The organism is Microbacterium sp. BE35 (assembly GCF_031457705.1).
In the GTDB taxonomy this organism is placed as follows: Bacteria; Actinomycetota; Actinomycetes; order Actinomycetales; family Microbacteriaceae; genus Microbacterium; species Microbacterium trichothecenolyticum.
Genome location: NZ_JAVDXD010000006.1, coordinates 368,923 through 381,678 on the forward strand (window position 1 = coordinate 368,923; position 12,756 = coordinate 381,678).

The window sequence follows — 12,756 nt, forward strand, 5'->3', positions numbered from 1 at the left end:
GTTTCGACTCGCAAGCTCGCGCAACGACCGTGTTCCTGGCACGCTCGACGACCGACGGGAAGTGTCAGTCATAAGTGGCCTCCGCCGTCCAGGCGTCGCCGTCGCACACCAGCAGCCACGCGGACCCGTCGGCGTCGACGACCTGGAACCGGTGCGCGCGGCGCGAGCGGGCGGCATCCCATCCGCGCTCGACCACCGGCCACGGCCCCGCCCACGCCTCGATCGGGCGACGGCGGCCGCTCTCGATGAAGAGCGCGGGCACGGCCGAGACGTTCCCCCGCTCGTCGACGTCGACCAGCTCGCCGCCGAGCGCCCGCACGTCGACCGGCACCGGGTCGGCGAACACCGTCGTCGGCAGCGGATCTGGCAGGCTCCCCGGCCAGGGTCGCGCGCGCTGCGCTGCGAGGCCGCCGGCGCCGGCCGCCTTCCGGTCGCGTTCGTCCTTGTCTCCCCAGGGCACGAGCACCTGGCGCTCGGCCAGCCACCTCCCACCGCCGATCGCGGGGGTCAGCACGCCACGGTGCCCGAGCATCGCCTGCACGCGCGACAGCGCGTGGTGCACCCGCTCCTCGGGTCCGCCGCCGAACAGCGCCGGAGCATGATGGGATGCTGCATCCACCGCTTCCGGCGAGATCCGCACGAGCGTCACCCCGCTGCGCAGCCCGCCTCCGGCCGTGTCTCCCGCCCCGACGTCCTCCGCGAGCTGCCACCGCACGCGGTCGACGACCGCCGCGGCGTCGAACGAGCCGGGATGCAACCACACCCTCTCGCTGCGCTCCCCCCGGTCTCCGACGAGTTCGACCCGCAGCTCGGTGCAGACGAGGTCGACGGCGCCGAGACCCGCGACGAAGTCGTCGGCGGTGACGCGCATGGCGAACGCCACCTGATCGGCGATCTCGAGGGGCGGCTCGAACGCGATCTCCCGCTGCAGCTCGGGCGGCGGCGTGCGCGGCTGGACCGGTCGCGAGTCTCGCCCTGCGGCGAGCGCGTGAAGCCGGACGCCCCGCTCGCCGAACCGCTCGCGCACGCGATCGGTCGGCATCTCGGCGAACCCGCCGAGGGTCTGCACGCCCAGCCGGGCGAGCAGGCCGACGAGGTCCGTCGCCTCCTTCGCCGCCGCCGCGCCGGTGCCGAGCAGCGCGGACGCGTCGAGCACCGAGACCGGCAGCGGGGCGAGGAAGCCTGCCGCACCACCGGTGGGCACGACGAAGACCGGATCGACGGCGCTCGTGCCGCCGCGCGCCGCCTGCTCCGCAGTGAACGGCCCGTCGGCGATGCCCACCCGCACCCCGCCGAGCCCTGCCCCGTGGAGGGTGTCGATCAGCATGCGGGCGGCCTCGACCTCGCCGCCGTAGTACCGCGCCGGACCACGCGCGCGCAGCGCGCACAGCCCCGGACGCACCAGCTGCACGCCGGGCGCCCTCTCTTCGATCAGCGACACGACCGGGGCGAATGCGCGGTGATCACGGGCGGCGTCCGCGTTGACCAGCGTCAGCCCGGGGCACCGAGCCTGGGCATCGCGCCGGCGCTGCCCGCGGCGCACTCCCTCTGCACGCGCGGACGCCGAGCACGCGACCACGAGGTTGCGCTCCACAACGGCGACCGGAGGCTTCGCTTCGAGCTTCTCCTGCGCCGCATCCGTCCGAGCGCCCGGCCGCGGCCCGACCGAGTCCTCGGCGGCCGCGGCCGCACCCGCCTCTCGCTCGAGAGCCGTGACAGGCCAGTCGGGGAACCACAGCACGAGGCTCCGCACCGGCACACCGGGGGTCATGTCACCCCACCGCCCTGATCCGCTGCGGGAAGCTCTCCGCGGACTCGGCCGAGGGCAGCGCCTCGACGGGGCGCATGCGCTCGGGCGCGGCGGAGACGTGCCCCTCAGCATCCGGAAGCATCACGCGCGCCCGTCGCGAACGCGGCCAGCGCCGACTGGACGACATGAGCGTCACCGCCCGGCCGGCGAGGTACCCGTGCCCGCGGCCGACGCCTTCCCACGCCGGCTCGCCCACCTCGATCACGGCCTCGGCCTGCGGCCACGGCCCCTGCACGAGCAGCACCGCACCACGGTCGCGCAGCCGCGCCGCCAGGCGTGCGATCTCGCCGTCGGCCGCCCGCCCCGACGGGCGCACCGCGACCACCGGCAGCACCTCGGCGACGGTCGAGGTCACCGCGAGCCAGCGCGCACCCGGGTCGGGGATGAGCACGAGCCGCGACAGATCGACCCCCAGCCCCTCGGCTGCCTCGGCGCCGAGCCGCGGCATGCCGATCACCCCGCACCACGACCCGGACTGCGACGGCTGTGCCAGAAGCGCCAGCAGCACCGACGTCGAACGTGGGAGGGAGTAAGCGGAACCCGGGCGAAGACCGCCTCCGGGAAGCAGCGAGGCGAGCGCGGGATGCACCGGCAGCACCGGCGCGTCGAGTCGTCGGCCCTGCACCCGCTCGACCTGGGCGCGCAGCTGCGCGACGGTGCTGGGAGAAGACGTGCCTGGAGAAGACGCGCCTTCAGAAGACATGCCTGCAGGGCCGAGAGGAGGCGTCCCCGGCGCACCGAGGGCAACGGGGACGGTGCCCGTCGGCGTCTGGCCGACGGCCTCGTGCACGTGCTGTGCCGTGAGCTGCACGATCGCCCTCATTCCCACATTCTAGAACAGATGTTCTAGTCCTTCAACCGCTGGGAATGAGAGTAGTACCAGGTTCCGACAGTTATGTTCGAGACTGCAAGGCAGATGGCGCGGTACCCAGGCGCACAGCCCGCCCTGCAGGCGCCGCACCCAGCACGATCCCGACGAGCACGAGACCGACCCCCGCAGCCTGCGGCACCCCGAACGCCTCCCCCGCGACCGCCACCCCGAGAACGACGCCGGTGACCGGATTGAGCAGTCCGACCACGCCGACCGCACCCGGAGACAGGCGTCGCAGCCCCGCGAACCACGCGACGTACGCGAGCGCGGTCGCGACGAGCGTGAGATACGCGAAGCCGAGCGCCGACGGTACGGTGAGCGCCGGGGGGGCACCTTCGACCAGCACCGCGGCCGGCAGCAGCACGATCGAGCCGGCGACGAGCTGCCACGCCGTCATCGGCAGCGCGGGGACGTCGGAGCCCCACCGCGCCGTGAGCACGAACCCGATCGACGAGGCGACCATCGCACCGAGCGACGCGGCGACACCCCAAGGATCGGCGCCTTCCGCGTCGAAGCCCAGCATCACCCCCACGCCGACGAGGCCCACGGTCGCCCCCACGACGGCGGCGAGCCTCGGCCGGCGACGCAGCAGCAGCCACGCGAACAGCAGCATGCACGCCGCAGATGCCGACATCAGCGTCGCGGCCAGACTCGACGGCAACCGCTGGCCGGCGACGTACACGAGCACGAAGAAGCCGCCGACGTTCAGGGTGCCGAGCACGAGCGAGCGCCACCACCACGATCCGCGCGGGAGTCGGCGCGCGAGAAGCAGCACGATGAGCCCAGCCGGAAGCGCCCGCAGCACGCCGCCCCACAGCGGGGATTCCGCCGGCAGCAGGCTGTGCGTGACGACATACCCGCTCCCCCACGCGATCGGGGCGATCGCCGTCACGAGGATCCACATCCATCGCTTATCTTCCATGGAAGATACTTTATCTTACCGGGAAGATAAGATGGTCGCATGGCCGCCGACGACCGTTCCCCACACGACGAACCGCTCGACCGCGTCGGTGAGATCCAGCGGGAGTGGCGCCGTGAGCGCCCCGACCTCGACCCGTCGCCGCAGGGCGTGATCGGGCGCCTGCACCTCGTCGCGCTCGAGCTCACCGAGCGCCTCGTCGCGGTCTACGGCGAGTTCGGCCTCAGCGAGGGCGAGTTCGACGTCCTGGCCACGCTCCGCCGCGCCGGCACGCCGTTCGAACGCGCCGCCGGCGAGCTCGCCGACCACACCCTCGTCACCACGGGCGGCCTGACCAAGCGCGTCGACCGCCTCGAAGCCCGAGGGCTCGTGGAGCGGCGAGCCGAGGCATCCGACGCCCGGAAGCGCCTGGTGCGACTCACCCCGGAAGGGCGGGACCTCATCGATCGCGCCATCGCCGCGCACCTCGCGAACGAGCGCCGCATCCTCGACGAGCTCGGGACGACGGATGCCGCGGCCCTCGAGCCGATCCTCACCCGCTGGCTGCGCATCCTCGACGGGAGCTGACGCACCAGCATCGACGGACGCATCTTCCCGTCACGGCCTGCGACCCGCTAGCGTGAGGCCGACCGTGGGCTCGCTCCACGAGACCTGCGAGGAGCCCAGCCCATGGACGGTGCCGTCCACCCCAGCCTGCTCGAATCAGTGTCGGCGTGGGTGCTGATCGTGTCGTTCGCGCTGTCGCTGATCTACGAGTTCTGGCGGGCGACCGCCAAAGCGGGCACGTCGCGGTACGACTCGATGCGGGCCTTCGTCCAGGGGCTGTGGCTGTACGTGCTCGCCGCCATCGTGATCGTGCTGCTCTTCGTGGGCGTGCCCTTCGCAGCCTGGATCGGGCTCGTCTTCTCCGTGCTCGTGATCCTGGTGTCGATCTTCTACTACAACCCGAAGATGATGCCCGCGCGCAGACCCGGGCTGTTCGACTGGTTCGAGGACCTCGTCTACACCGGGCTCGCTTTCGTGACCGCGACGCTGCTCGCCCTCGAAGTCGCGGGCCTCGCGCTCTCGTGACGCCGCATGCGATCACGCCGCGAGGGCGAGGTACGGCTCCCATCGCGGGTCGGTGCGCTCCGTGCCGCGGACGGTCCATTGCGCACCTCGGGGCGGTCGCGGCGTGAACCGCAGCTCCCAGTGCATCTCCTGCGGCGTGCGATCGCTCTTGATGTTGTTGCACCGCAGGCAGCATGCAACGAGGTTCTCCCACGAGTCGGCCCCGCCGCGCGAGCGCGGCAGCACGTGGTCGATCGTCGACGCGGCCTTGCCGCAGTAGGCGCAGTGGTGGTTGTCGCGACGGAGCACGCCCCGACGGGTCACCGGCACGTGGCGACCGCCGGGCACCCGCACATAGCGGGTGAGGATGATCACGGCCGGTCGTTCGTACGATCGTCGGGTGCCCCACACCGGATCGGTCTCGGTGTGTTCCACCACGGTGGCCTTCTCGTTCATCACGAGCACGAGCGCCCGCTTGAACGACACGACCGCGAGGGGCTCGTAGCCCGCATTCAGCACCAGAGTGCGCATTGATCATCCTCTCGAATGGCCGGGACGGCTTCTCGGTTATTCGACTTGCGCGACGATCAAGGGCGCAGGGGCATGAAAAAAGGCGCTGTCTACAGACAGCGCCCTGGCGCCACGGCAGTGCCGCGGCATCCGCTCGTGCAATGCCGAAGGACGAGGCGTCCAAGCGCATCCATGGTTCGGATGCGTGGTGTGCAGCCCATCGGCTCCCTCCGCTCTCTCAGCGTCGAGTCCTAGGGTAACCCACCGCGACACGCCCGGGGCGCGGCAAGGCTGAACGGCTGATGGCGTGTCGGGTAACGAAGAAGAGAACGGATGCCTCGGTTCGAGGCATCCGTTCTCCGATGTGATTGCAGAAGGTCTGTGTGTCAGGCCCCGCCGGGCTCAGCCTGCGTTGGTCTGCAGCCACGCCCACGGGTCGACGACCGAGCCGTTGATGTGGACCTCGAAGTGCAGGTGGCACGCGGTGGAGCTGCCGGTGCTGCCGACGAGTCCGATGAGCTGGCCCGCCGAGACGCTCTGGCCGACCGACACCTGGCGGCTGCCGTAGGTCATGTGTCCGTAGAGCGTGTTGACCTGCTGGCCGCCGATGACGTGGTCGATCGAGATGCCGACACCGTAGCCGCCGTAGCTCTCCTGCGAGACCTTGACCACGCCCGCCGCTGCCGCGTAGATCGGCGTACCGCACGAGGTGAGCAGGTCGACGCCCTGGTGGTAGCCGGAGTCCCAGAGACCGCGGCCCTTCGTGAAATTGAGGAGGGGCCAGCGCACCTCGCCGGTTCCCGGCGAGGTCAGGGCGATGTTCTGCGGGACCGTGCCCCGCGATTTCGCCGCAGATGCGGCAGCGGCCGCGACCTGACGGGCCCGCTCGGCAGCGGCCTCTTCAGCCTTCTTCTTCTCGATCTCTTCCGCGGTGGTGGCCGCGTAGCTCTCGCGCGACAGCTCGCTGGCATTCGCGTCGGATGCCGCGACGAACGTCTGCGCGTCGTCGACGGCCATCTGCTGGATCGTCTTGGAATCCTCGGCAACGGCGGTGGCGCCTGCGGCGAACGCCGGGATCGCGACGGTGGCGACGAGACCGCCCACCATCGTCAGCACCACGAGGCTGCGCAGCGGCTTGACCACTCGGCCCTTCTTCGAGGACGCGGCGGGGCGGGCTTGCGCCGTGGCCGCGGTCGGCTTCGCGGGCGCGACGGCGCGGGATCGTCGCACGGGGGTCTTCCGATTGCGCGCACGACGGTTCTGGTCCGCCGCGGCGTGCTCGGGCACGTTCGCGTGCGACTCGATCTCTTCAGCCAAACTTGTCCTCCGGCGCCTCTGCGCCGGGGCGCCTGGCTCGTCAGCACTCGGTGTCGGGGCACGATGTGCGGGCTTCACCACATGTGGACGACGAGCCGGTGAGGCAATCCACGCGGGGTCCGGACGGCGGGCTTCTCGCCTGTTGGACTTTTCGAGGCTACCCGAAGGTCACGGTTATGTCACGCTCCTCGCCTGGCAATCTCCGCACAGTGCGTCGACGATGCCCGCGGAATGCGGCATCCGGCACCGTCGAACAGCGCTCCAGGCCCGGAAACACCGTCCGGGCCGTCCCATTCAGCGGAACGCGCCCAGCTCAGCGGACCTCGTCGACGAGGAAGATGTGCGACGCGATCTCGACCGGGAGCTCCAGACCCTCGTCGCTGCCCTGCATCTGTACGAGGACGTAGCCCTCGTTGTAGCGGTAGTCGCCGAAGGCGCCCGGCACGACGCCGGCGCCCTTCAGCTGCTGCAGCAGTTCGGGGTCGACCTGCGCCGGCTCGGCGAGGCGGCGCACGGTGCCGCTGATGGGCTCGCCGGCGTCATTGAGACGGCGCACCAGGCCGACGACGCCCTGCTCGAAGCCGTTGGTCGGCACGTCGCCGAGCTGATCGAGGCCGGGTATGGGGTTGCCGTAGGGCGACTCGGTGGGGTGACCCAGCAGCTCGACGAGCCGACGCTCGACCTGCTCGCTCATCACGTGCTCCCAGCGGCAGGCCTCTTCATGCACGTAGGCCCAGTCCAGGCCGATGACATCGGACAGCAGGCGCTCCGCGAGGCGGTGCTTGCGCATGACGTCGACGGCCTTCTGCCGCCCGGCGTCCGTGAGCTCGAGGGTGCGGTCCTCCGAGACGACGACAAGGCCGTCGCGCTCCATGCGGCCGATCGTCTGCGACACCGTCGGGCCGGAGTGCCCGAGGCGCTCCGAGATGCGCGCCCGCAGCGGCACGATGTTCTCCTCCTCGAGCTCGAGGATCGTGCGCAGGTACATCTCAGTGGTGTCGATCAGGTCGGTCATCGCGGTGTCCTCAGGGGGCTCAAGGGGCTGAGGACAGCCTATCCTCTGCTTCCGACGCCGAGGCCTGCCGGGCCGGCGTCCGCCGCACGACCTGGGGCAGCAGCATCCGTCCGCTCCCCTTCCCCGCTGCGAAGCAGCTCGACAGGTCAACCAGGGTTCTGCATGAGCCGAGGTCGCGCCATCGCCCTGTGGAAGCCCGGTTGACCGGTCGGAGGAGGGGCGGATGCTGTCACACGACCTCCCTGCACAGCGTCAGGAAGCCCGGTGCAAGCCTTGCGCGACCGCGCGCATGATCAGGTCCTGCACTTCGTGCCAGCGCTCGATCACCTGCACGTAGGTCACCCGGATGACGTGGTGACCGAGCAGCATGAGCGCCGCGTCGTGGGCGACGTCCTCGGCGCGCTGCAACCCGACGTGGTGCCCACCGTCGATCTGCACGACCAGCCGGTCGCCGATGAGGAAGTCCGCCCGATGCCCGTGAATCCAGATCTGCGATCGGAGAGGAAGCCGGAGCCAACGCAGCCGCGTGCGGAAGATCGTCTCCAGCCCCGAGTCCGCGAAGGGGGTCGCCTCCTCGAGGAGTCCTCGAACGGATTCCGCCAAAGGCAGGCGGGCGAGTTCGGCCTTGTGGACGAGTTGAAGGTTGAGCGCGGACTCCCACACGGCGAGCGCGCTCTCATGCGGCTGACACCGCGCGACAATCAGCAGCGTGTTCAGGATGCTGTCCTCCAGCGTTCCCGGCGCGCGCGGCTCGAGCGGCCGGGCCCAGTGCACGGTCGCCTTCTGGTTCTGCAGCTTCAGCCTCGACGCGCTCGGTGGCGCACCGACGTGCGGGCCGTCCTCGGCGAGGACCCACAGCCCTAAGCGCTTGGCCCGCGTGATGCACGTGAGCACCACGCCCGCCCGCGCCGCCGCCATGAGGTGGGGATCAGCATCCGGAACTGCCACCCATCCCCGCCGCGGCCTGGTCACGAGGCCCGCGGCCATCGCGCACTCGATCGTGTAGCCGCTGACCCCTGCCTTCATGAGCGCCGCTCTGAGCGCGACGCCGCCACGTGCGTACAGCTCCACCATGAGATCCGCCATCCCTGCATGCTCACGGCTCCGCCACGCCCCACACCGCCGTACTGGGCACGATCAGAACAACTCGCGTGCGCAGCATCCGTCCCCTCCCCTGTGGAGGAGGCCGACAGGTCAACCGGGGTTCTGCATGAGCCGATCCCCGGATCGCATCCTGCGCACGCCCGGTTGACCTGTCGTACCGGACGGATGCTGCGCAGCGCCCCCGCAGCAGGGTTGTCAGCAGCTGTAGCCGCACGCCCCACGTCTGATCTCGCCGTGGTCACCCGGCTCGACAGGTCAACCGGGGTTCTGCATGAGCCGAGGTCGCGCCGTCTCCCTGTGGAAGCCCGGTTGACCTGTCGAAGAGGAGGACGGATGCTGCGACCTGAGCGGGCCCGAGCGTCACGACCTGTCACGCGGGCGGGGCGGCGGTGCGCACATCTCTAGAATCGACGCATGGCCCACGTCCTCCTGCCCCGTGAGATCCTGCCCGCCGACGGACGGTTCGGCTGCGGCCCGTCGAAGATCGCGCCCGCGCACCTCCAGGCGCTCGCGGGCCCCGGGTCGGCACTCCTGGGCACGTCGCACCGGCAGGCGCCCGTCAAGGATCTGGTCGGCCAGGTGCGGGCGGAGCTGAGCCAGCTGTTCCGGCTTCCGCACGGCTACGAAGTGATCCTGGGCAACGGCGGATCGACCGCCTTCTGGGATGCCGCCGCCTTCGGCCTGATCGAGAAGCGCAGCCAGAACCTCGTGTTCGGCGAGTTCGGCGGCAAGTTCGCCGCCGCGGCGAAGACACCATGGCTCGAAGCACCCGACGTCCGCAAGGCGGACCCGGGCACCAGCACCGTCGCCGAGGCGGTCGAGGGCGTCGACGTCTACGCCTGGCCGCACAACGAGACCTCGACCGGCGTGTCGACCCCGATCACGCGTGTGAACGGCGACGAGGGCGCGCTCACCGTCATCGACGCGACGAGCGCGGCAGGCGGCATCGACTTCTCGGTGCACCAGGCCGACGTCTACTACTTCGCCCCCCAGAAGAACCTCGGCTCGGACGGCGGCCTGTGGTTCGCTCTGGTGTCGCCGGCTGCGATCGAGCGCATCGAGCGCATCGCGGCGTCGGGCCGTTACATCCCCGAGTTCCTGAGCCTCAAGAACGCGCTCGACAACTCGCGGCTCAACCAGACCCTCAACACCCCAGCGCTCGCCACGCTGTTCCTCCTCGACAAGCAGCTCGACTGGATCCTCTCCTCCGGTGGCCTGCAGTGGGCCGACGCCCGCACGCGCGAGTCGTCGCGGGCGCTGTACGAGTGGGCCGAGGCATCCGAGTTCGCGACGCCGTTCGTCGCCGATGCGGCCGACCGCTCCCCCGTGGTCGTCACGATCGACTTCGACGCGTCGGTGGATGCTGCGGCCGTGGCGAAGAGCCTCCGCGCCAACGGCATCGTCGACACCGAGCCGTATCGCAAGCTCGGACGCAACCAGCTGCGCATCGCGACGTTCGTGTCGATCGACCCGGACGACGTGCGTCAGCTCATCCGCTGCATCGACTACACGCTCGAGCGACTCGGCTGAGCGTGTTCGTCGGCCCCGTCCGCGAGCGGTGACGGGGTCGGCGACAGCACGGCAGTCACGATCGCCTCGATGGCGAACTCCGATGCACGCGCGAGCTCCACGGCGGTCGGATCGAGCAGCCACTGCACCTGCAGGCCGTCCATGACGGCGAGGATGCTCGTCGACGCGTCGGCGATCGTGTCGGGTGTGGTGATGCCGCGTTCCGCGCACACGACCTCGAATGCGTGGGCGACCTCCGAGCGCAGCGTCCGGTAGCGCTTCTCGAAGAAGGCCCGGCCCGGGTGGTCGTCCGTGACGGACTCGGCCGAGAGCACCGCGTACGCCTGGACGATCCCCGCACGATGCTCGTTGACGAACGCCGTGCGAACGAGGTGACGGAAGAGGGGCATCCCGTCGGGGATGTGCTGTTCCTCCAAATCGGCCACGTCGGTCTCGTCGCGGTGCTGGAGGACTTCGATGAGCAGCTGGTCCTTCGAGCCGAAGTGATGCAGGATCCCCGCGTGGGTCATACCCACCTGGTCGGCGATCTCCTGGAGCGTACCCCCCGCGAACCCTTTGCTGCCGAAGATCTCGACCGCCGCGTCCAGGATGTCGCGCCTGCGGGCGAGTGTCTCGGGCCGCGAACGCGGCTGCCGACGCTGTGCCGTCATCGGTCGGCGCCCCCTTCTTCGTCGGCGGATCGGATGGGTCTTCGCCGCGCCTGTGAGTCTACGCACGACCTGCCCGCACGCACCGGATCACCTTACTTGCGAAGTTACTTACTTGATTGTAAGTTGATCCGGCAATCACCCTGACGCCGTCGTCATCCCCTGGGAGACACGATGTCGTGCACATATCTAGGAGAAGCAATGAGGCTCAGAACATCCCTCGCCGCCGTCGGTGTCGCCGCGGCGCTGGTGCTCACCGGCTGCGCGGGCGGCGGCGGCAGCGACGCCGACTCCGCAGGAGCGGCGCTCACCATCGCGAAGCCCGACGGTGCGATCACCACGGAGTCGAACAACCCTTACCTGGGCGACTCTTCGGCCTCGAAGTACGGCTACGGCAAGGTCATCTTCGAGTCGCTCGCCCTCGTGAACCCGACCGGCGACCTGGGGACCACACCCTGGCTCGCGGAGTCCGTGGAGTGGAACGACGACTACACGCAGCTCACCGCCGTCGCGCGCAGCGGCGTGAAGTGGAGCGACGGCGAGGACTTCACGGCAGACGACATCGCCTTCTCGTACAACCAGGTGCTCGACGGCAAGCTCAACGACACCAACGCGCTCGACCTCAAGAGCGTCACGGTCGACGGCGACACCGTCACCATCGACTTCAACAGCTCGAAGTACACGCAGCAGGCGCGCGTGCTCCACTTCCAGATCGTGCCCGAGCACATCTGGAAGGACATCAAGGACCCGAACACCGACCCCGTCACCGGTGAGGGCCAGGCTGTCGGCACCGGCCCGTACGTGCTCGACTCGTGGACGACCGAGTCGGTCACCCTCGCCGCGAACCCCGACTACTGGGGCGGCGAGCTGGCCGTGCCAGAGCTTCACTACGTCTCGTATGGCGACAACGCGGCCCTGACGACCGCCCTCGCGACCGGCGAGGCAGACTGGGCGCAGGCATTCATCCCGCAGATCGAGGACAGCTACCTGTCGGCCGATCCCGACAACAAGTTCCTCGCGTCTCCCACCGCGGGCGCGGGCACGCTGTTCATGAACCTGCAGACCAAGCCGTTCAACGACCCGGCCCTCCGTCAGGCGCTGGCGTGGACGATCGACCGCCAGGCTTACGTCGACATCGCACGCGAGGGCGCGAGCGAGGCGATCTGGAGCGTGACAGGTCTCGGCACTCTCCTCGAAGACGAGATCGTGCCCGAGTACGCCGGCCAGAACTACGAGGTCGACATCGACAAGGCTCGCCAGATCCTGACCGAAGCCGGCTACACGTGGGACGGCGAGACCCTCGTCGACCCCGACGGCGAGGACGTCACGTTCTCGATCTCGGTGCCCGCGGGCTGGAGCGACTGGAACACCGAGCAGGCGCTCCTCGCCGAGGAGCTCAAGGAGGGCCTCGGCATCGAGGTCAAGGTCGACCAGCCGGACTGGGGCGGCTGGGATGCCGCGCGCCAGGAGGGCACGTTCCAGGCGATCATCCACTGGCTCGAAGACACCGGCAACGCGTACGGCCTGTACACGTCGGCGATGGATCCGAAGTGGATCGTCGACGGCAAGGCGGCCTTCAACTTCGGACGCTTCGACGACCCCGAGGTCACCGCGGCGCTGAACACCTACGCGAACGCGTCGTCCGACGCCGACCGTGACGCCGCCATCGCGGTGATCGAGAAGGCGTTCGTCGAGAACGTTCCCGTCATCCCGCTGGGTGCGCACCCGCTGCTGGGCGAGTTCAACACCCGCAACTACGTCGGATGGCCGTCTGCGGACGACCAGTACGCCTCGGCGGACCCGACGCAGCCCGCGATCGTGCAGATCCTGACCAAGCTGCAGCCCGCCGAATGACACCCCGCGGCGGGGGGGGGGGGGCCCGCCCCCCCCCCCCCCCCCCCCCCCCCCCCCCAACCCCCCCCCCCCCCCCAAGGGTATATAAGGGGAGACCACGCGCCAACACCACACGGTGATCACCGGATC

At 70.1% G+C, this 12,756-nt stretch carries 12 protein-coding genes; 4 read left to right on the forward strand and 8 right to left on the reverse strand.

Annotation, left to right across the window (positions count from 1 at the left end):
- Positions 1–64: 64 nt before the first annotated feature.
- From J2Y46_RS19460 to J2Y46_RS19470, 3 genes are all read right to left on the reverse strand, one after another.
- The gene (locus tag J2Y46_RS19460) at positions 65–1,771 is read right to left on the reverse strand and encodes a DNA polymerase Y family protein (protein WP_310244686.1); all 1,707 of its coding nucleotides are present in this window, start codon (positions 1,769–1,771) and stop codon (positions 65–67) included.
- A gap of 1 nt (position 1,772) precedes the next feature.
- Complete coding sequence (locus tag J2Y46_RS19465) at positions 1,773–2,633, reverse strand: hypothetical protein (RefSeq protein ID WP_310244687.1); 861 nt, start codon at positions 2,631–2,633, stop codon at positions 1,773–1,775.
- Between the two features lie 70 nt (positions 2,634–2,703).
- On the reverse strand, positions 2,704–3,603 hold the full coding sequence (locus J2Y46_RS19470) for an EamA family transporter (RefSeq protein WP_310244689.1): 900 nt from the start codon (positions 3,601–3,603) through the stop codon (positions 2,704–2,706).
- A gap of 39 nt (positions 3,604–3,642) precedes the next feature.
- Between J2Y46_RS19470 and J2Y46_RS19475 the strand changes: the two genes are divergently transcribed.
- Positions 3,643–4,167, forward strand: a complete 525-nt coding sequence (locus J2Y46_RS19475; RefSeq protein WP_045298207.1) for a MarR family winged helix-turn-helix transcriptional regulator — start codon at positions 3,643–3,645, stop codon at positions 4,165–4,167.
- A 102-nt stretch (positions 4,168–4,269) separates the two neighbouring features.
- Positions 4,270–4,671 (forward strand): hypothetical protein, encoded by a 402-nt coding sequence (locus J2Y46_RS19480; RefSeq protein WP_310244690.1) that lies wholly within the window; start codon positions 4,270–4,272, stop codon positions 4,669–4,671.
- A gap of 12 nt (positions 4,672–4,683) precedes the next feature.
- Here the strand turns inward: J2Y46_RS19480 and J2Y46_RS19485 are convergent, their stop codons facing one another.
- The 4 genes from J2Y46_RS19485 to J2Y46_RS19500 all read right to left on the reverse strand — a co-directional run bounded on the left by J2Y46_RS19485 (position 4,684) and on the right by J2Y46_RS19500 (position 8,578).
- Positions 4,684–5,181: an HNH endonuclease gene (locus tag J2Y46_RS19485; RefSeq protein ID WP_045298202.1), complete on the reverse strand. Its 498-nt coding sequence runs from the start codon at positions 5,179–5,181 to the stop codon at positions 4,684–4,686.
- A 381-nt stretch (positions 5,182–5,562) separates the two neighbouring features.
- On the reverse strand, positions 5,563–6,477 hold the full coding sequence (locus J2Y46_RS19490; protein WP_045298200.1) for a M23 family metallopeptidase: 915 nt from the start codon (positions 6,475–6,477) through the stop codon (positions 5,563–5,565).
- Positions 6,478–6,790: 313 nt separating this feature from the next.
- Complete coding sequence (locus J2Y46_RS19495) at positions 6,791–7,492, reverse strand: metal-dependent transcriptional regulator (RefSeq protein ID WP_045298199.1); 702 nt, start codon at positions 7,490–7,492, stop codon at positions 6,791–6,793.
- Positions 7,493–7,744: 252 nt separating this feature from the next.
- Positions 7,745–8,578, reverse strand: coding sequence for a DUF559 domain-containing protein (locus tag J2Y46_RS19500; protein WP_310244694.1), 834 nt, complete (start codon positions 8,576–8,578; stop codon positions 7,745–7,747).
- A gap of 432 nt (positions 8,579–9,010) precedes the next feature.
- Between J2Y46_RS19500 and serC the strand changes: the two genes are divergently transcribed.
- Positions 9,011–10,126: a phosphoserine transaminase gene (gene serC, locus J2Y46_RS19505; protein ID WP_045298197.1), complete on the forward strand. Its 1,116-nt coding sequence runs from the start codon at positions 9,011–9,013 to the stop codon at positions 10,124–10,126.
- On the opposite strand, the gene J2Y46_RS19510 is transcribed toward serC, so the two are convergent.
- A complete protein-coding gene (locus J2Y46_RS19510; RefSeq protein ID WP_045298195.1) occupies positions 10,102–10,776 on the reverse strand; it encodes a TetR/AcrR family transcriptional regulator in 675 nt (224 codons plus the stop codon). The genes serC and J2Y46_RS19510 overlap by 25 nt on opposite strands.
- 198 nt (positions 10,777–10,974) lie before the next feature.
- On the opposite strand from J2Y46_RS19510, the gene J2Y46_RS19515 reads away from it, so the two are divergent.
- Positions 10,975–12,627, forward strand: coding sequence for an ABC transporter substrate-binding protein (locus tag J2Y46_RS19515; RefSeq protein ID WP_310244696.1), 1,653 nt, complete (start codon positions 10,975–10,977; stop codon positions 12,625–12,627).
- Positions 12,628–12,756 lie beyond the last annotated feature (129 nt).

Excerpts from the sequence above, each read along its gene's own strand:
- J2Y46_RS19460 (WP_310244686.1), bottom strand. The coding sequence starts at position 1,771 with ATGACCCCCGGTGTGCCGGTGCGGAGCCTCGTGCTGTGGTTCCCCGAC.
- J2Y46_RS19465 (WP_310244687.1), bottom strand. The coding sequence starts at position 2,633 with ATGAGGGCGATCGTGCAGCTCACGGCACAGCACGTGCACGAGGCCGTC.
- J2Y46_RS19470 (WP_310244689.1), bottom strand. The coding sequence starts at position 3,603 with ATGGAAGATAAGCGATGGATGTGGATCCTCGTGACGGCGATCGCCCCG.
- J2Y46_RS19475 (WP_045298207.1), top strand. The coding sequence starts at position 3,643 with ATGGCCGCCGACGACCGTTCCCCACACGACGAACCGCTCGACCGCGTC.
- J2Y46_RS19480 (WP_310244690.1), top strand. The coding sequence starts at position 4,270 with ATGGACGGTGCCGTCCACCCCAGCCTGCTCGAATCAGTGTCGGCGTGG.
- J2Y46_RS19485 (WP_045298202.1), bottom strand. The coding sequence starts at position 5,181 with ATGCGCACTCTGGTGCTGAATGCGGGCTACGAGCCCCTCGCGGTCGTG.
- J2Y46_RS19495 (WP_045298199.1), bottom strand. The coding sequence starts at position 7,492 with ATGACCGACCTGATCGACACCACTGAGATGTACCTGCGCACGATCCTC.
- J2Y46_RS19500 (WP_310244694.1), bottom strand. The coding sequence starts at position 8,578 with ATGGCGGATCTCATGGTGGAGCTGTACGCACGTGGCGGCGTCGCGCTC.
- serC (WP_045298197.1), top strand. The coding sequence starts at position 9,011 with ATGGCCCACGTCCTCCTGCCCCGTGAGATCCTGCCCGCCGACGGACGG.
- J2Y46_RS19510 (WP_045298195.1), bottom strand. The coding sequence starts at position 10,776 with ATGACGGCACAGCGTCGGCAGCCGCGTTCGCGGCCCGAGACACTCGCC.
- J2Y46_RS19515 (WP_310244696.1), top strand. The coding sequence starts at position 10,975 with ATGAGGCTCAGAACATCCCTCGCCGCCGTCGGTGTCGCCGCGGCGCTG.